Below are 16,103 nucleotides of genomic sequence, written 5' to 3' on the forward strand. Positions count from 1 at the left end.
CTCCGCGCGAACAAAATCTACTTCCGTCCGCCCTGCAACTTCGCGACCGCCCGCCGCAAGACGCCGCGTGGCGCGACCCGTGTGCTGGCGGCGGTCAGCCGGTTGAGCAGCCCCGACACCATCACCGCCTGGCCCCGCTCCAATGCGGCAAGCCCGTCGCGCACCACCTGCTCCGAGCCGGAGGCGAAGCGCTCGAACAGCGGCGTTTCGGCCATGCCCGCGACATCGGCGAACTCGGTCCTGGTCGGCCCCGGACACAGCGCCGTCACCGTCACGCCACGACCCTTCACCTCTTCATGCAGCGCCTCGGAGAAATGCAGCACGAACGCCTTGCTGGCATAATAGACCGCCATAAACGGCCCCGGCTGAAAGGCGGCGGTCGATGCGACGTTCAACACGCGCCCCCGCCCGCGTGCCAGCATCGGCGGCAACAGCGCATGGGTGAGCGTCACCAGCGCACGGATGTTGAGGTCGATCATCCCCGTCTGCGTCGCCAGATCGCTGTCGGCAAAGTCGCCCAGCGCGCCGAAACCGGCATTGTTGATGAGTGTATCGATCCGCAGGCCCCGGTCGGCGATCCCGTCGAGCAGCATCCTGACCCCTTCCGGCTGCCCCAGATCGGCGGAGACGACATGCACCTCGACATCCGGCCGCGCGCCCAGTTCCCGTGCCAGCGCCGCCAGCCGGTCGGTCCGCCGGGCGGTCAGCACCAAAGTCACAGGCTTTTTCGCCAGCGCCCGCGCGAAATCCGCGCCCAGCCCGGCCGAGGCGCCGGTAATCAGGATGGTGTCGGGCATCGCCAAGTCTCCAAAGGAGCGGCCATCCCTTCGGCCAGCCGCCGCTGAGTCCAGACCCATAGCAATCCGCATCGCGAAGGCGGGTTCCGTCAGATCGTCCGTGGGGCGTTGGCGGGGTAGTGATGAGGGAAGGGGCGGCCCGTTTTCCAGGCCGCCCGGCATCCCCTCCCGGCACGGAGCCCGAAGGCTCCCGATGCCTAGGCGCCGTCCCGTGATCGGACAGTCACCATGACATGGCCATCCTCTAGTCCGGTCGGGTCGACTCGCTCAAGCACCAGTTTGCACCTACCCGCAAGAAGCCGTGCAGCTGTGTCTTTCGAGCAACGGGTATGGCGCTAGCCTCCAGCGTCGAAGGCGGGTTAATAGGGCGTCATGACTATCGAAATCCGCCATGACGGCCCTGTTGCAATCCTGACGCTACGGAATCGCCCAAATAATCATCTCGGCCTGGGAACTATTTTGCAATTGGCGGAGGCGTTCGACGCTGCGGATTCGGACCCCGCGATTCGCGCCATCCTGCTTCGATCAGAGGGTCGGGTATTTTGTGCGGGGGCGGACCTGGTCAACGCGAACCCCGTCGCCGACCCCCTGCCACCCGGCGAGCGCAGTCCCTTCTACATGGCGGCGGCGCGGCTGTACGGGGTGGCGACGCCGGTGGTGGCAGCGGTGCAGGGGGCGGCGGTCGGCGCGGGACTGGGGCTGGCGCTGGTTGCCGACTTTCGCATTGCGACGCCCGAGGCGCGGTTCGTGGCCAATTTCGTCCAGCTCGGGCTGCATCCCGGGTTCGGCATTTCGGCGGTGCTGGAGCGGGTGATCGGTCGCCAGCGGGCGGCGATGATGCTGCTGACCGGGCGGCGCATCCGGGGCGAGGAGGCGGAGCGCTGGGGGCTGGTCGACCAGCTGGTATCCGCCGACGCGCTGGAGGCGGCCGCGCTGGGCCTGGCGCAAGAGATCGCGGCGGCCGCGCCGCTGGCGGTGGCGTCAACCCGGCATACCCTACGCGGGAATTTGCGGGCGCTGGTTGAAGCGGCGACCGATCACGAACTGGCCGAACAGGCCAAGCTGATGCGGACCGAGGATTTCGCCGAAGGAGTGAGCGCCGTCAGTGAGCGGCGGCCGGGGCGGTTTGTGGGGCGGTAAAGCGGAACACCTTGCGCCCACTCCCGCCCTGCGCTCAGGCTGAACGGGGGTGGGGGAGGTTGGACGGACGCAACGCGTCAGCCTTTGCGCACCGCCAGCTCCGCCTGCCGCCCGGGCAGCGCCGCCAGGATCGCGCGGCGCTCGTCAGCGGGCTTGGCGCTCCAATTGGAAATCTCGCGGATGGTCCGCGCGCAGCCGAGGCACCAGCCGGTCGCCTTGTCCATCGTGCAGACATTGACGCATGGGCTGGCGACACTCGCCGGCTGGGGTTCGACAAAGCTGATGATGTCGAGTGACATGGTAGGCTTCAGATTCCGAACGAGACTTTCAGGAAGTCCGGGATCGGACCGTTCCAGCCGCCGTCATCGGGCGTCTCGTCCTGATGGGAGCGGCGGCGATCGCGGCGACGGTCGTCACTGCGTTGCTCGCGCGCTTCATCGTGACGGGGCTGCTCACGGCGCGGTTCTTCCCGGCGGGCACGGGCGGGCCGGGCGCGGGGCGCTTCCTCGACCGTCTCGGCGACCGGAGCGGTGTTAACCTCGACCTCGACCTCCGCGATGCGGGGCGCGCGGTCGCGGCGCGTGCGGCGGGCGGGGCGTTCCTCCTCCGCCGGGGCGAGCAGTTCGAGCCGATCGATCTTCTGACCGGTCAGCTTCTCGATATTTTGAAGATTCTCGGCATCATCGGGCGCGACGAAGGTATAGGCGGTGCCGGTCGCGCCGCCGCGACCCGTGCGGCCGATGCGGTGGACATAATCGTCCGGGTGCCAGGGCGCGTCGAAGTTGAAGACGTGGCTGACGCCCTTGATATCCAGGCCACGCGCCGCAACGTCGGAGGCGACCAGGATGTTGATGTCGCCGCGCTTGAACAGCTCGAGTTCGGCCAGACGCTGCGGCTGTTCCATGTCGCCATGGATTTCGCCCGAGCGGAAGCCGTGCTGCTTCAGCGACTTGTTGAGCTCGCGCACCGTCGTCTTGCGGTTGCAGAAGATGATCGCGTTGCGAACCTCTTCCTGGCCCAGCAACTGGCGCAGGCGCTTGCGCTTCTCGAACGACTGGGGGGCGACCGGCACGACAAACTGCGCGATGTTGATGTTGGTCGAGGCGGGACGCGCGACCTCGATCGTCTTGGGGTTTTCCAGGAACTTGTCGGCCAGCTTCTTGATCGGCGGCGGCATGGTCGCGGAGAACAGCAGCGTCTGGCGCTGCTTGGGCAGCTTGGTGCAGATTTCCTCGATATCGGGGATGAACCCCATGTCGAGCATCCGGTCCGCCTCATCGATGACCAGCATCGAACAGCCGGTCAGCAGGATGTTGCCGCGCTGGAACAGGTCCATCAACCGGCCCGGCGTCGCGATCAGCACGTCGACGCCCTTTTCCAGCGCCTTGATCTGGTCGCCCATCGAGACGCCGCCGATCAGCAGCGCCATCGAGAGCTTTTGACCAGCGCCGTATTTCTCGAAATTCTCGGCGACCTGCGCGGCGAGTTCGCGCGTCGGTTCCAGGATCAGGCTGCGCGGCATCCGCGCGCGACTGCGGCCATGCGCCAGGATGTCGATCATCGGCAGGACGAAGGCGGCGGTCTTGCCCGTGCCCGTCTGCGCGATGCCGATGATGTCGCGCATCATCAGCACCGAGGGGATGGCGGAGGCCTGAATCGGCGTCGGCTCGGTATAGCCGGCGTCGGTGACCGTCTTGAGAAGTTCGTCGGAGAGGCCGAGATCGGCAAAGCTCATGCAATTTTCCGGAATTTGGTGCGGAAAGGGAATCGCCCCGCACGCGCCCAGCAGCTTAAGCCGCTTGCGGATTTGGCGGTGAAAGTCAAGTTTTCCACAGCTTGGGGCTCGGCAAAACCGAGTTTGTCGTGGTTTTTCAGCGCGCCGGAACCAGGGTGCGGAAACGCTCTATCTCGCAGGTGCGGCCCGCCCGCGTGCGGATCGGGTCGCGCCCCGCGCAAATCTCGCCATCGATGCCGGGGCGGATATAGAAGCTGGAATAATAATCGAGCTGGCGACAGGCGCGGACCAGGCGGGCGCGCACCCGCTTGCCGCCGGTCAGGACGATGTCGACCGCGCCTTCATCGGCGGGCAGCGCGCCCGCCAGTTGCTGGGCCGGGATGCAGCGCGGGCCTTTGCGCTCCTTCCACCGGATCGGCGTGGCGGGGGGCGGCGCGGCGCGGGGGACGCGGATCACGACACGCTCGCGGATGACAAGCTGGGCATAGTGCAGCCGCGCAGGAGAATCCGTCGCGCCCAGCAGGGCGGGCGTCGTCAGCGTCATCAGGGCGATGGCGATCAGGTTTCGATGGCGGCGCAGCATGTCAGCGGGTTCCGATCATAGGGCGCATGATTGAACGCTTTATGAACCTGACCTAACTGACCCATGCCATGACTCCCGCCCAGACCGCATTGCTCCAGGCCCTGAGCCCCGTTTTGGGCGACAAGGGCATCGTCACCGACCCCGCGCTGATCGCCCCTTGGGAGATCGACTGGCGCCGTCGCTTTTCGGGCCGTGCCCCCGCCATCCTCGCCCCCGCCGACACGGCGCAGGTGCAGGCGGTGCTGCGCGCGGCGGCCGAGCACCGCGTTCCGCTGGTGCCGCAGGGGGGGAACAGCTCAATGGTCGGGGGCGCGACGCCGCCCGCAGACGGATCGGCGCTGATCCTGTCCACCCGGCGCATGAACCGCATCCGCCGCGTCGATGCGGGCGCGGGCATGGTGGTGGCCGAGGCGGGCGTGATCCTGGCCGACCTGCACGCCGCCGCCGAGGCGGACGGCGCGCGCTTTCCCCTCACCCTGGGGGCCAAAGGCAATGCGACGGTCGGTGGCCTTGTCTCCACCAATGCGGGCGGCACGCAGGTACTGCGCTTCGGGACGATGCGCGGGCTAACGCTGGGCGTCGAGGCGGTGCTGCCCGACGGGACGCTCTATGACGGACTGTCGGCGCTGAAGAAGGACAATCGCGGTTACGATCTCGGCCAGTTGCTGATCGGCGCGGAGGGGACGCTGGGCATCGTCACCGCCGCCGCGCTGAGGCTGGCACCGGGGATCGCGCGGGGCGCGACCGCCTGGGTCGGGCTGGCCGATCCGGCGGCGGGGCTGACCCTGCTGCGCCGGTTGCAGGCGGCGAGCGACATGATCGAGAGTTTCGAGATCATGCCTGCCGAAAGCCTGGCCGCCGCGGTCGCGCATCTGCCCGGTGCGCGGTCGCCGCTGGCGGGCGCGCATCCCTGGCATGTCCTGATCGAGGCGGTGACGGGCGATGCGCAAGCCGATCCGGCCGCGATGCTGGAGGCGCAGCTGGCTCGTGCGCTGGAGGACGGGTTGGCCGGTGATGCCGTCATCGCGGCTTCGGAAGCGCAGGCCGAGGCATTCTGGCTGCTGCGCCATTCGCTGTCCGATGCCGAGCGAGCGCTGGGGCCGGCGGTGCAGCACGACATCGCGGTGCCGGTCGACGCCATGCCGCGCTTCATGGTCGAGGCGGCGGCGGCGTGCGACGCGCGCTTCCCCGGCACCCATGCCTCGGGCTTCGGGCATCTGGGTGACGGCAATATCCATTTCCATGTCCGCGCCGCCCCCGGCACCGATCGCGACCGTTTCTATGCCGAGGATGCGGCCGTCATCACCCGCTTCGTTCATGATCTGGTGACGGCGGCGGGCGGCACCATCTCGGCCGAACATGGCATCGGCCAGATGAAGCGCGACGAACTCGCCCGCCTCTCGCCCGAGCGGGTCGCGGCGATCCGCGCCATCAAGGCGGCGCTCGATCCGCACGGTCTGTTCAATCCGGGCAAGCTCGTCGCTTGCGCATGAGGCGCTAGGTCCATAGACACGGGCCAGGACATGCGGCCGGGGGGCTCGCATGGATCGCGTTTTTTGGAGAATATCATGGCGAGCGCGCCGTCCCTTCCGCTTTTCTACAACGGCCTGGAGCCGCTTTCGAGCGAGGCTCATGCGAACTACAAGGTTCGCCCGCAGGAGACCGCGCCCTTCCTGGTCGGCCAGCACGCCATCCCCGTGACCGTGGACGAGTTCCCGCTGGTGCAGCGTTTCATGCCGATCGTCTTCTCGGTCGGCGACCAGCCGATCCCGCTGGCGCTGATGGGTTTGAACGAGGGCGTGAACGTCTTCGTCGATGACGAAGGCCGCCTGACCGAGACGAACTTCTACGTGCCTGCGTACATCCGTCGCTATCCGTACATGCTGGCGCGCCTGCGCCCCGAGTCGGAAGAGCTGTCGCTGTGCTTCGATCCGACCTCGCCGACGATCGGCGCGTTCGACGATGGCGATGCGCTGTTCGACGGCAGCCAGCCGAGCGAGCTGACCAAGAACATCCTCCAGTTCAACGAATCGTTCGAACAGGCGGGCGCCCGTACCCAGAACTTCATGAAGGAACTGGGCGAAATGGGTCTGCTGATGGACGGCGAAGTCTCGATCCAGCCGGACGGCGCGGATCAGCCCTTCGTCTATCGCGGTTTCCAGATGATCAACGAGGAAAAGCTGGTCGACCTGCGCGGTGACCAGCTGCGCAAGATGAGCCAGTCGGGCATGCTCCCGCTGCTCTATGCGCATCTCTTCTCGCTCTCGCTGATGCGCGACATCTTCGCTCGTCAGGCGCAGCAGGGCAAGATGCCGCAGCCGCAGCTTCAGCCGGTCGGCTGATCCGATGCGCGGGCCGGCCGTTTCCGCCAGTCCGCGCTACAGCCAGGTCGCGATCGTCTTTCACTGGACGATCGCAGGCCTGGTCGTGGCGAACCTTGCCATCGGGTTGCTCCACGAGAGCCTGTTGCCCGGGACCATCCCGCTGCACAAGGCGATCGGCCTGACCGTGCTGGCGCTGACGGCGGCAAGGATCGTCTGGCGCCTGGGCCACCGCCCGCCGCCGCTGCCCGCCGAAATCCCGGTCTGGGCGCGCGGAAGCGCCCATGCGCTCCACGTCACGCTCTATTTCCTGATGATCGCCATGCCGATGACCGGCTGGGCGATGGGCTCCGGCCGCGCCGTATCCCGCCCGGTCAGCTGGTTCGGCCTGTTCGACGTGCCGCCACTGCCCATCGGCAAGGCCGCTGCCGGGTTCGGGCACGAGGCGCATGAGATCCTTGGCTGGGCGATGCTGGTTCTGGTCGCGATCCATGTCGCGGCGGCGCTGCGCCACCATTTCCTGCTGCGCGACGGCTTGCTGGCGCGGATGCGTTTGCGCCGGGGCTGAGCCCGTTTATGGGACTTCCATAACAAACTCCTGATTGTCCTGGTTATCGACTGTCGGTTTGGCATCGGTCATGACGCGGGTGTAGCGTCGACAACGATGTGCTTCGGGTTAAGCGGTTGCACATGATATAGGCCTACCGAACGGCCCATGAGTAGGAAGTTGTTCTTCGCCCAGTTATTCGGGTTGCCTCTGCTTGCGATACTCTTCTTCGTAGGGTTGATGGTCCCGCGCTACGTGCCCAGCGACACGCTGATAAGGGCGGCCGCTTCGACGACGTCGCCTGATCTCGCAAAAGAACGGATCATCGCCAGCTTTGTCGGCCGCTGCCGCTCGAGATGGAATTTCGACAGGTTGCGGGGGCGTGGCGAAGCAAAGCTGTATTCCTTGGAAAACGACGCGGGGCTATTCGCCCGGACCTCGATCCATTGCATGCCTAATCGCGGATGCTCCGTCATTGCAAAGGCGTTGATAGCTTATCCATTCCCGACCGAAATAGGCGGAAAACTACTTCCTATCACAATATGGGGATGTGGACGCAGTACTCCCGACTGGAGCAAAAGCGATCTCATTACGTGACGCCAAGCGATCAAATCTTGGATGAGGGGCGGAACGACTTATTTTGAACAATGGGCCGCTTTCGACCGCCGGGCTCTTCTGATCGAGCATCTGAATCTGGGCGATTGCAGATAGTCGGTTTGCGCCCCGAGCCCGCTACGGCATCGCGCCTGCCAAGAGGGCACGCGCTGGGTCCGCCACCACCCGTTACGAAAAAATGACGAATTGCGGGCGAGAGGGTTGAACCAAATAGGCCCTTTCCTATTTATATCCTGTACGACGTCGTGTCCCCCCTTTCGCGATGTCGTATGACACGCTTTCAGCGTGTCTCCTCCCTGAACCTTGGCCGCCTCGCGCTCTTCCCCCTTGCGCGAGGCGGTTTTTTATTCGGCAGCCATCGCGGCTGACTGGCCCAGCGCTTCGGCGGCCAGGGCGGACAGGATGCGGCGTACCAGCGCGACCGTGGTGTCGAAGCCTGGCCCTGGCGCCTCCAGCGCGGCATCGAGATATAGTGACCGATCGAGTTCCAGTTGAACGGCATGGATGCCGCGCCGGGGATCGCCATGCCGCTCGACGATATGGCCCCCGGCATAGGGGGCGTTGCGCGTGACCGCGAAACCGGCCCCGCGCGCTTCCGCCTCGATCCGGCGGACGAAGCGGGTGGCGGCGGTCGTACCGTGCCGGTCGCCAATGACGATGCGTGGGACCAGTCCCGGCGCCCCCAGGGGCGGCATCGAATGCAGGTCGAGAAGGACCGCCACCCCGAAGAGCGCGCGCGCATCGGCCAGCCGCTCCGCCAGCGCCCGGTGATAGGGGCGGTGATCGCCTTCGATCCGCGTCACGATCTCCCCATCGGCGAAGCGCCGCGTCCATATATCGCCATGTCCCGCCACCCGGCGCGGGACCAGGCCCAGCCCGCTGCGCAGCTTGGCCGAAGCGCGAGGCGCCGTCCGTGCTCCCTCGTCGATCAACGGATCCCGCTCGCGCTCGTCGCGGTTCAGGTCGATCCAGGCGCGCGGGGTGTTCTGGATCAGCGTCGGCTCGTCCCCGCGCGCGGCCATGCCGACCAGATCGATCAGCCGGTCCTCCAGCCCCATCACGGCCGCGACCGGCACCCGCAACGCCGCGACCATCTCCGGCGTGTAGGCGCGCCCCCCATGCGGCACCGAGATCACCACCGGGCCGGGGGGGACCGGATCGCCAAAGCTCTGAAAGGATGCGCCGAAGCTCGGGCTGGCCATTGTCCGCGATCCTATGGCGGCAATCGGATGCGGGCAATGGTCTGGAAATCTTAACCGCCCCGCCGCTAAGCTGGACTTCGAAATGAATCGGGATGACGCGATGTTCCATATCCTGCTGGCCGAAGACGACGAGGTCATGCGCGAATATCTGACACGGGCGCTGACGCGATCCGGCTACCGGGTGACGGCGGTGGACCGCGGCACCGCAGCACTGCCGTTGTTGGAAAGCCAGCGGTTCGACCTGCTGCTGACCGATATCGTCATGCCCGAGATGGATGGCATCGAACTGGCGCAGCGCGCCGCCTCGCTGGTCCCCGACCTGCGGGTGATGTTCATCACCGGCTTCGCGGCGGTCACGCTGAAGGCGGGGCAGGCGGTGCCCAACGCCCGCGTCCTGTCCAAACCCTTCCACCTGCGCGACCTCGTGATGGAGGTGGACCGACTTTTTACGACGGAATCGGCCGATGGCGCAATTTAGGGCTTGTCAGCCCGGAACAACCTGCTAATTGCCCGGCCTCCGGCGGGCGTGTAGCTCAGTGGTAGAGCACTGTGTTGACATCGCAGGGGTCGCAAGTTCAATCCTTGCCACGCCCACCATCGAAAACCCCGCTAGGCCAATGGCTTAGCGGGGTTTTTGTTATGTCGGCTCCCCATTCCCCAGAACGGCTGCACGTTCGGCGATGGCGCGCATCAGGCCGGTGTCGAACGCCCGGGCCAGCGATCGTTCGGTGAACCGGTCGGCCCGGAGCACATAGGTCAGGATCCAGCCGATCTGTTCGACGCTGGCATCGGCGATGGCGGAGGGGTGCTCGACCATGTGCATCAGCGCGATGCGTGCTTCGTCATCCACCGGCGCGAGGTAATGGGCAGCGACATCTTCCTTGGCGATCGTGGTGACGAAGGCGGAGGCGGGTTCGGAAAGGCGGAACCAGGGCATGGTGATGACGCCATCGGCGGATCGCCGGGGTTCGGTCCATGCACCCGTCTCGAAATCCGGGTCGGCCAGGATGGGCGCGAAAGCGGCGATGTTGCGAAGCGTGGCCAGGTCCATATGCTGATCCTAGCCGCCCGATGAGGGGTGGCCACCGTTTTTGCGTATTGGTTTGATGATGACCGACCCGTTCGACCGCGATCTCGCCCGATTGGCGCACAGCACCCCGCCACCGACCCTGGACGGGCTGGAGCGACGGGTCGCGACCGCGATCGATGCGGGGGTGTCGGACACGGGCGGCCTGTCGGTTCATGGGCTGGCGCTGGCGGGGGGCGTGGCGCTGATGCTGGGGATCGTCGGTGGCGGGGCGGTCGCCGGGCGGATCGAGGCGCGGGAGCGGCCGGTGGCGGTCGCTGCGCTCGATGCGGGATTGGCACCCTCCACCCTGTTGCTCGGCCGATGAGTGGGGCGATGCGGCGGCATCTGCTGACGCTGGTGATCGCGTTCGTCGCGGCACTGGCGGGGGTGGCGATCGGGTGCCGGTTGCTGATGCCCGCCGAGCCGCAGGCGAGCGATATCCATATGCTGGTCCACCGCGACATCGCGCTTGATCCGCGGCAGCGGATCGCGCTCGACCGGCTGGAGGCGCAGTTCGCGGTGCGGCGCGCAAGTCTGGAAGCGCGGCTGCGCGGCGACAATGCGCGACTGGCCGCCGCGATCGAGGCCGAGCATCGCGACGGACCGCAGGTTTCGCAGGCGATCGACGCGGTGCATCGCAGCATGGGCGACCTGCAAAAGGCGACGCTGGCGCATGTCTTTGCGATGCGCGGCGTCCTTCGACCCGATCAGGCGGCGACCTTTGACCGGCTGGTCGCGGCCAAGCTGACCGATACGACGCGGTAATCCAGCGCGTGGGCGGCCGCGATCTGGCGGGTCTGGCGGACGGCGATCTTGTCGCGCTCGCCAAGGGCGGACGGCCTGGCGCCTATGCCGCGATCGTCACGCGGCACAAGGCGGCGCTCTATCGCCTGATCCTGGCGCATGTCCGCGACGCCGACGAGGCGCTGGATCTGGTGCAGGAGAGCTTCGTCGCGGGGCATGGCGCACTCGACCGGTTCGACGAAACCCGCAGCTTGCGCGCCTGGCTCAGCCGGATCGCGCTCAACAAATGCCGCGATTGGGCGCGGCGGCGGCGGGTGCGTGCGATGCTGGCGCGGGTGCTGCCCATCGATGCGGCCGAGGCGGTGGCCGACGACCGTATCGGGGCAGAAGCGGTGGCGATCGAGCGGGATTCGCTGGTGCGCACCCTGGCGGCGCTCGATGCCTTGCCTGCGTCGTTGCGCGAGCCGCTGATCCTCTGCGCGGTCGAGGGGCTGAGTCAGGCCGAGGCGGCGGAGGCGCTGGGCTTGAGCGCCAAGGCGGTCGAACTGCGCATCCGCCGGGCGCGCGCCGCTTTGCGCGAACAAACCGGGTGAGGGGTGGGGCTTTCGCCCGCGTATAAGGGGGCATGATCGATCCGACGACCGCGATACGCCGCCGTGACCTTCTGGCCGGGGGCGTCGGCCTGAGCACGTTTGCCGCTTTGCCTGCGCTGCCCGCCTGGGCACAGGGACACGGCCTGTCGCCCCATACCGGGCAACATGCCGCGCTGACCGGCCCCGACATCACCCTGACCATCGCGCGGCAGCATATGATGATCGACGGCAAGCCTTTTCACGCGATCGGCATCAATGGCTCCGCGCCCGCCCCGTTGATCCGCCTGCGCGAGGGGCAGCGGGTGCGGATTACGGTGGTTAATGCGCTGGACGAGGAAACCTCTATCCATTGGCACGGGCTGTTGCTGCCGTTCCAGATGGATGGAGTGCCGGGGATCAGCTTTCCGGGCATTCCGGCGGGCGGGCGCTTTACCTATGAATTCCCCGTCGTGCAGGCCGGGACCTATTGGTATCACAGCCATTCGGGGCTTCAGGAGCAGGAGGGGTTGTACGGTCCGATCGTGATCGATCCGGCCGGAGCGGACCCTATCGCGTCGGATCGCGAGCATGTGGTCCTGCTGTCCGATCACAGCCCGCTCCACCCCCATGCCATCTTTCGCCGGTTGAAGTTGCAGGGCGGCTATTTCAACTATCAGAAGCAGACGTTGGCCGGACTGCTGGCGGGCAGGGACCAGCCCTTGCGCGAACGGCTGGACTGGGGGCGGATGCGGATGGACCCCAGCGATGTGTCCGACGTGACCGGCTCGACCTATCGTTATCTGGTCAACGGCCATGGTCCTGCGGACAATTGGACCGGGCTGTTCACACCCGGCGAGCGGGTGCGGCTGCGTCTCGTCAATGCTTCGGCGATGACCAATTTCAACATTCGCATCCCCGGTTTGACGCTGACCGTCGTGCAGGCCGATGGGCAGGATGTGCGGCCGGTGACGGTCGACGAACTCCAGATCGCGGTCGCCGAGACCTATGACCTGATCGTCTCGCCGACCGAGGACCGCGCCTATACGCTGGTCGCCGAGACCTGGGATCGTTCGGGCATGGCGCGGGGGACACTGGCGCCCCGGATGGGGATGGCCGCGCCCGTCCCCGCGTTGCGCCCCCGTCCGCTGGCGACGATGAAGGATATGGGCATGGGGGGCATGGACCACGGCGCCATGGCGGGCGGCTGTTCGCCCGAGCATGCCGCGATGGGGCATCGCCAGCCCGGCGCCGCAGCCAAAATGGACCATGGCACGATGAGCCATGACATGCGCGACTTCGCCAATGCGCCCAGCCTGCCGCGCACACCGGTCGTCCAGACGGTCGCGCCGATGCCCGTTGATCGCACGGGCGAGCCGCCGCAGGGGCTGGCCGATGTCGGTCACCGTATCCTGACCTATCGCGACCTGATGAGCGCGCAGGTCAGTCCCGACACCCGCACGCCGTCGCGGGCGCTGACCATCCATCTGACCGGCAATATGGAGCGCTATATGTGGGCGTTCGACGGGGTGAAGCTGAACGCCGTGACCGCGCCGATCCCGTTCCGGCTGGGCGAGCGGGTGCGCGTGACGCTGGTCAACGACACGATGATGGCGCATCCCATCCATCTGCACGGCCATTTCTTCGAGCTGGTGACGGGGCATGGCGATCATGCTCCGCGCAAGCACACCGTCAATGTCGCACCGGGCGGCACCGTGACCTTCGACCTGACGGCGGATGCCGAGGGCGACTGGGCGTTTCACTGCCACATGCTCTATCACATGCATGCAGGGATGATGCAGGTCGTCACTGTCCGGCGTGATGCCGACACGGGAGCGGCGGCATGATCCCCTTTGCGCTGCTGTTGCTTGCCGAGCCGATGGGGCAGCATCACCACGACATGGCGATGCCGGGCATGACCATGGCTCCGGCCAAACCCGCCGCCGCGCCCCGAAAGGCGGCCAAGCGCCGTGTGGCCAAGCCTGCCCTGCGAAAGGCGCGACCTACAGCGGCGGCCTGTTCCGCCGAACATGCGGCCATGGGGCAATGCCGCCCGACCGATCCCAAGCCCGACACGATGCCCCCGATGCCCCCGATGGCAGGGGAGGGCGCTGCCCCCGCCTGTTCGGCGGACCATGCCGCGATGGGGCATTGCCAGGCCACAGTGGAGACGGAGCCGATGCCGGAGGGCATGACGATGAACCACGGTTCGATGGATCATGGAGCCATGCCGCAACAGTCCGTCGGCAACGCGCCGCCGCCCCCGGCTCCGGCCGATCGCGCCGCGGATCGCTTCTATGACCCCGCCGTCATGGCCGCCGCCGACCGGCAGATGCGCAGGGAGCATGGGGGCATGGGCTTCTCGCAGATCCTGTTCAACCTGGCCGAGGTCCAGGTCCGCGACGGGCGCGACGGCTATCGCTGGGATGGCGAAGGGTGGTTCGGCGGCGACATTCACCGGCTGGTCGTGAAGACCGAGGGCGAGGGCACGTTTCGCGATCGGATCGGTGCGGCCGAGGTGCAGGCGCTCTATTCGCGCGCGATCGACCCCTATTGGAATCTTCAGGCGGGCGTGCGGCAGGATGTCGGCAGAGGCGCGCGCCGGACCTATGCGGTGGTCGGGATCGAGGGCTTGGCCCCCTATTGGTTCGATGTCGAGGGCGCGCTGTTCCTCTCCGACAGGGGCGAGTTGTTGGCCCGCACCGAGGCCTGGGTCGACCAGCGCCTCACCCAGCGCGCCATCCTGCAACCGCGGATCGAGGTGAATCTCGCCGCGCAAGACGTGCCCGACCAGCGGATCGCGGCGGGCGTCTCCAGCCTCGAACTGGGCCTGCGCCTGCGCTACGAGATCGCGCGTGAGTTCGCCCCCTATGTCGGGGTCAACTGGGAACGCCGCTATGGCCCCGCCAGTGGTGGTGGCGCGGCGTTGGCGCTGGGTATCCGAACCTGGTTCTAGAAATAGCGCAGCCAGCGCAGGTCACGGCGGCGGCGCTTCAGTTCGGCGAACCATTTGGTCGGGTAATAAAGCGGTACGAGCAGCATCAGATAGACCAGCCACATCGCCCCGATTGAGGGGAGGCCGAACACCTGCCCCTGATTGGTGCCCCAGATCGCCACCGCGCCCAAATACAGGCCGCGTAGCACATAGAGGTGGAGCAGGTAGAAGGCCATCGGCGCGCCGCCCATCACCGCCAGCTTGCGCGTGACTGACCCGCTCCGCCCCTCGAACAGCGCGAGCAGCAGCGCCGCGACGCCCAGCGTCGGCAGCAGGAACAGCAAGGACGGCGGATATTTGGTCAGCGCCACAAAGCTCATGACGCTGCGCAGGGGATCGCCTGCAACCGGCGCCCAGGGCGCGTCGCCATAGCCGTTGATCGTCCGCAACAGGATGAAGGCCAGGATCATGCCGATGCCCAGCGCCACCAGACTGCGCCGCCGCTCCTCCGTCGGACGCGTGAACCACGGCCCCATCGCATAGCCCAGCGCGATGACGCCGATCCAGGCCAGCACCGGATAGGTCGTCTTGATGGTGATCCCCATCCATTCGAACGCGGTGCGCTTGTGGATCAGCGCCCAGGGCTTGAACCACGGACTGTCGGGGGCGAAGGCGATGGGGTCGAGCAGGTTGTGCCCCGCGACGATTGTCACGCCGATCGCTGCCACGCCCCAGCGCGGCAGATGGATCAGCCCGGCGAGCGCGATCATGCACACGCCGATCGCCCAGATGACCTGCAACCACAGGGTCTGGGGCGGGAACTGCGCCGACCAGGCAAAGCCGACCAGCGTCACCTCCAGCAGCATCAGGAACAACCCGCGCGTCAGCAGGAAGCGGCTCGTCTGCGCCGGGCTATGCGTCTGGCCATAGAGCCAGGCCGACAGGCCGGTCAGCGCGATGAAGGTCGGCGCGCAGAGCGAGGCCAGCGTCCGGCTGAAGAACAGGGCGGGCGCGACGAGGCGCGCGTCCATCGGATCGCCGACCAGCCAATGGGTGCCCAGCGTATCGCGGACATGGTCGAGCAGCATGATGACCATGACTAGCCCGCGCACCGCGTCGATGCTGGCCAGCCGTGCGGCGGCGGCGATCGGCGGCGTGGTCGTCCGCACGGCGTCGCGGGGCAGGGTCAGGCTGGTCACGCATCGTCCTCCGGCCAGGGCGCGTCGATGACGAGCAGCAGCCGGTCTTCGCCGGTCCCGGCGATCGGCGGCGAGCGGTGGATGATCGCGCGGTCGCCCGCGCGCTCGCGCCCCTTGAACAGGCCGACATCCCCCGCCGACAGCGCGCCCGGCGCGGTATCGTCGGTCGCGCCCTGCGGCAGCCACTGGGTCGCCCGCCCGCAATAGGTGGTGATGAGCCGCAGCCCGACATAATCGGCGTGGAATTTCCAGCAGCCATTGCCGGTGACGCGCTCGATCCGCACCTCGACGCGGTCCTCGCCGGTCCAGGTGGCATAGAGCATCGCCAACCGCGCGACGTCGGAGGCAAGTGTTTCATGCCATGGCTGGAGCGGCGGGGTGCCGAGCGCATCGCGGACAGCCGCCGCCACCGAATGCGTCGCCGCCGCGAAGCGGATCGTCGGGAAATCGGTCAAGTCGGGTGCGGGTAATGGCGATGGGCGCTGCCATATCGCCAGCGTCACCTGGGGCTGGTCGATCGTTGCCAGCACGGTCGAATCGCTGTTGATACGGACATGATCGGGAAGGGCGAGGGGTGGCGGGAGCGTGCTGGTGTCGGCCGTCGGGATCATGAATCTCGTCTTCGATCGTTCGTGTTACGGTGTAAC

Annotated in this window: 19 protein-coding genes and 1 tRNA gene; 11 read left to right on the forward strand and 9 right to left on the reverse strand. The window is 67.1% G+C overall.

Annotated features, from left to right (window positions below; all coding sequences use genetic code 11):
- Positions 1–17: 17 nt before the first annotated feature.
- Positions 18–797: an SDR family NAD(P)-dependent oxidoreductase gene (locus GGR45_RS18160; RefSeq protein WP_175310377.1), complete on the reverse strand. Its 780-nt coding sequence runs from the start codon at positions 795–797 to the stop codon at positions 18–20.
- Positions 798–1,169: 372 nt separating this feature from the next.
- On the opposite strand from GGR45_RS18160, the gene GGR45_RS18165 reads away from it, so the two are divergent.
- The gene (locus GGR45_RS18165) at positions 1,170–1,937 is read left to right on the forward strand and encodes an enoyl-CoA hydratase/isomerase family protein (RefSeq protein ID WP_175310378.1); all 768 of its coding nucleotides are present in this window, start codon (positions 1,170–1,172) and stop codon (positions 1,935–1,937) included.
- 77 nt (positions 1,938–2,014) lie between these two features.
- Here GGR45_RS18165 and GGR45_RS18170 read toward each other — a convergent pair whose 3' ends face one another.
- The 3 genes from GGR45_RS18170 to GGR45_RS18180 form a co-directional block, all read right to left on the reverse strand.
- Entirely contained in the window at positions 2,015–2,236 is a 222-nt protein-coding gene (locus GGR45_RS18170; protein ID WP_175310379.1) for a DUF1289 domain-containing protein, read from the reverse strand.
- Positions 2,237–2,244: 8 nt separating this feature from the next.
- On the reverse strand, positions 2,245–3,672 hold the full coding sequence (locus tag GGR45_RS18175; RefSeq protein WP_175310380.1) for a DEAD/DEAH box helicase: 1,428 nt from the start codon (positions 3,670–3,672) through the stop codon (positions 2,245–2,247).
- Between the two features lie 136 nt (positions 3,673–3,808).
- The gene (locus GGR45_RS18180) at positions 3,809–4,255 is read right to left on the reverse strand and encodes a hypothetical protein (protein ID WP_175310381.1); all 447 of its coding nucleotides are present in this window, start codon (positions 4,253–4,255) and stop codon (positions 3,809–3,811) included.
- Between the two features lie 68 nt (positions 4,256–4,323).
- Here GGR45_RS18180 and GGR45_RS18185 point away from each other — a divergent pair, with 68 nt between their 5' ends.
- The 3 genes from GGR45_RS18185 to GGR45_RS18195 all read left to right on the forward strand — a co-directional run bounded on the left by GGR45_RS18185 (position 4,324) and on the right by GGR45_RS18195 (position 7,144).
- On the forward strand, positions 4,324–5,748 hold the full coding sequence (locus GGR45_RS18185; protein WP_175310382.1) for an FAD-binding oxidoreductase: 1,425 nt from the start codon (positions 4,324–4,326) through the stop codon (positions 5,746–5,748).
- 75 nt (positions 5,749–5,823) lie between these two features.
- The gene (locus GGR45_RS18190; RefSeq protein ID WP_175310383.1) at positions 5,824–6,597 is read left to right on the forward strand and encodes a SapC family protein; all 774 of its coding nucleotides are present in this window, start codon (positions 5,824–5,826) and stop codon (positions 6,595–6,597) included.
- A 4-nt stretch (positions 6,598–6,601) separates the two neighbouring features.
- Positions 6,602–7,144, forward strand: a complete 543-nt coding sequence (locus GGR45_RS18195; RefSeq protein WP_175310384.1) for a cytochrome b — start codon at positions 6,602–6,604, stop codon at positions 7,142–7,144.
- Between the two features lie 230 nt (positions 7,145–7,374).
- Here the strand turns inward: GGR45_RS18195 and GGR45_RS18200 are convergent, their stop codons facing one another.
- Both GGR45_RS18200 and GGR45_RS18205 read right to left on the reverse strand, forming a co-directional pair.
- Positions 7,375–7,575, reverse strand: a complete 201-nt coding sequence (locus GGR45_RS18200) for a hypothetical protein (protein WP_175310385.1) — start codon at positions 7,573–7,575, stop codon at positions 7,375–7,377.
- 507 nt (positions 7,576–8,082) lie between these two features.
- Entirely contained in the window at positions 8,083–8,940 is an 858-nt protein-coding gene (locus tag GGR45_RS18205; protein WP_175310386.1) for an N-formylglutamate amidohydrolase, read from the reverse strand.
- A 100-nt stretch (positions 8,941–9,040) separates the two neighbouring features.
- Between GGR45_RS18205 and cpdR the strand changes: the two genes are divergently transcribed.
- Together cpdR and GGR45_RS18215 are read left to right on the forward strand one after the other, a co-directional pair.
- Positions 9,041–9,418, forward strand: coding sequence for a cell cycle two-component system response regulator CpdR (cpdR, locus tag GGR45_RS18210; protein ID WP_175310404.1), 378 nt, complete (start codon positions 9,041–9,043; stop codon positions 9,416–9,418).
- Positions 9,419–9,462: 44 nt separating this feature from the next.
- Positions 9,463–9,537 (forward strand) — tRNA-Val (locus tag GGR45_RS18215).
- A gap of 40 nt (positions 9,538–9,577) precedes the next feature.
- Here the strand turns inward: GGR45_RS18215 and GGR45_RS18220 are convergent.
- Positions 9,578–9,991, reverse strand: a complete 414-nt coding sequence (locus GGR45_RS18220) for a DUF6508 domain-containing protein (RefSeq protein ID WP_175310387.1) — start codon at positions 9,989–9,991, stop codon at positions 9,578–9,580.
- Positions 9,992–10,031: 40 nt separating this feature from the next.
- On the opposite strand from GGR45_RS18220, the gene GGR45_RS18225 reads away from it, so the two are divergent.
- Genes GGR45_RS18225 through GGR45_RS18245 form a run of 5 tightly spaced genes read left to right on the forward strand, consistent with a single transcriptional unit; the run spans position 10,032 to position 14,278 of the window.
- Positions 10,032–10,334, forward strand: a complete 303-nt coding sequence (locus GGR45_RS18225) for a hypothetical protein (RefSeq protein WP_175310388.1) — start codon at positions 10,032–10,034, stop codon at positions 10,332–10,334.
- A gap of 8 nt (positions 10,335–10,342) precedes the next feature.
- Positions 10,343–10,774, forward strand: a complete 432-nt coding sequence (locus GGR45_RS18230) for a periplasmic heavy metal sensor (protein ID WP_175310389.1) — start codon at positions 10,343–10,345, stop codon at positions 10,772–10,774.
- An 8-nt stretch (positions 10,775–10,782) separates the two neighbouring features.
- On the forward strand, positions 10,783–11,346 hold the full coding sequence (locus tag GGR45_RS18235) for an RNA polymerase sigma factor (protein ID WP_175310390.1): 564 nt from the start codon (positions 10,783–10,785) through the stop codon (positions 11,344–11,346).
- A gap of 32 nt (positions 11,347–11,378) precedes the next feature.
- Entirely contained in the window at positions 11,379–13,169 is a 1,791-nt protein-coding gene (locus GGR45_RS18240) for a copper resistance system multicopper oxidase (RefSeq protein ID WP_175310391.1), read from the forward strand.
- Positions 13,166–14,278, forward strand: coding sequence for a copper resistance protein B (locus GGR45_RS18245; RefSeq protein ID WP_175310392.1), 1,113 nt, complete (start codon positions 13,166–13,168; stop codon positions 14,276–14,278). The genes GGR45_RS18240 and GGR45_RS18245 overlap by 4 nt, the downstream gene beginning before the upstream one ends.
- On the opposite strand, the gene GGR45_RS18250 is transcribed toward GGR45_RS18245, so the two are convergent.
- The gene (locus tag GGR45_RS18250; RefSeq protein WP_336621490.1) at positions 14,275–15,456 is read right to left on the reverse strand and encodes an acetyltransferase domain-containing protein; all 1,182 of its coding nucleotides are present in this window, start codon (positions 15,454–15,456) and stop codon (positions 14,275–14,277) included. The genes GGR45_RS18245 and GGR45_RS18250 overlap by 4 nt on opposite strands.
- Positions 15,453–16,067 carry a DUF1826 domain-containing protein gene (locus tag GGR45_RS18255; protein WP_175310393.1) on the reverse strand — a complete coding sequence of 205 codons (615 nt, stop codon included), beginning with the start codon at positions 16,065–16,067 and terminating at the stop codon, positions 15,453–15,455. The genes GGR45_RS18250 and GGR45_RS18255 overlap by 4 nt, the downstream gene beginning before the upstream one ends.
- Between the last annotated feature and the right edge of the window lie 36 nt (positions 16,068–16,103).

Origin of the sequence: Sphingomonas zeae, assembly GCF_014197135.1 — a bacterium.
Taxonomy (GTDB): Bacteria; Pseudomonadota; Alphaproteobacteria; order Sphingomonadales; family Sphingomonadaceae; genus Sphingomonas; species Sphingomonas zeae.

Bases quoted from the DNA above. Each gene is read 5' to 3' on its own strand.
- GGR45_RS18255 (WP_175310393.1), bottom strand. From the start codon at position 16,067: ATGATCCCGACGGCCGACACCAGCACGCTCCCGCCACCCCTCGCCCTT.
- cpdR (WP_175310404.1), top strand. From the start codon at position 9,041: ATGTTCCATATCCTGCTGGCCGAAGACGACGAGGTCATGCGCGAATAT.
- GGR45_RS18165 (WP_175310378.1), top strand. From the start codon at position 1,170: ATGACTATCGAAATCCGCCATGACGGCCCTGTTGCAATCCTGACGCTA.
- GGR45_RS18205 (WP_175310386.1), bottom strand. From the start codon at position 8,940: ATGGCCAGCCCGAGCTTCGGCGCATCCTTTCAGAGCTTTGGCGATCCG.
- GGR45_RS18175 (WP_175310380.1), bottom strand. From the start codon at position 3,672: ATGAGCTTTGCCGATCTCGGCCTCTCCGACGAACTTCTCAAGACGGTC.
- GGR45_RS18170 (WP_175310379.1), bottom strand. From the start codon at position 2,236: ATGTCACTCGACATCATCAGCTTTGTCGAACCCCAGCCGGCGAGTGTC.
- GGR45_RS18230 (WP_175310389.1), top strand. From the start codon at position 10,343: ATGCGGCGGCATCTGCTGACGCTGGTGATCGCGTTCGTCGCGGCACTG.
- GGR45_RS18190 (WP_175310383.1), top strand. From the start codon at position 5,824: ATGGCGAGCGCGCCGTCCCTTCCGCTTTTCTACAACGGCCTGGAGCCG.
- GGR45_RS18220 (WP_175310387.1), bottom strand. From the start codon at position 9,991: ATGGACCTGGCCACGCTTCGCAACATCGCCGCTTTCGCGCCCATCCTG.
- GGR45_RS18185 (WP_175310382.1), top strand. From the start codon at position 4,324: ATGACTCCCGCCCAGACCGCATTGCTCCAGGCCCTGAGCCCCGTTTTG.
- GGR45_RS18240 (WP_175310391.1), top strand. From the start codon at position 11,379: ATGATCGATCCGACGACCGCGATACGCCGCCGTGACCTTCTGGCCGGG.
- GGR45_RS18200 (WP_175310385.1), bottom strand. From the start codon at position 7,575: ATGCAATGGATCGAGGTCCGGGCGAATAGCCCCGCGTCGTTTTCCAAG.
- GGR45_RS18180 (WP_175310381.1), bottom strand. From the start codon at position 4,255: ATGCTGCGCCGCCATCGAAACCTGATCGCCATCGCCCTGATGACGCTG.
- GGR45_RS18160 (WP_175310377.1), bottom strand. From the start codon at position 797: ATGCCCGACACCATCCTGATTACCGGCGCCTCGGCCGGGCTGGGCGCG.
- GGR45_RS18195 (WP_175310384.1), top strand. From the start codon at position 6,602: ATGCGCGGGCCGGCCGTTTCCGCCAGTCCGCGCTACAGCCAGGTCGCG.
- GGR45_RS18245 (WP_175310392.1), top strand. From the start codon at position 13,166: ATGATCCCCTTTGCGCTGCTGTTGCTTGCCGAGCCGATGGGGCAGCAT.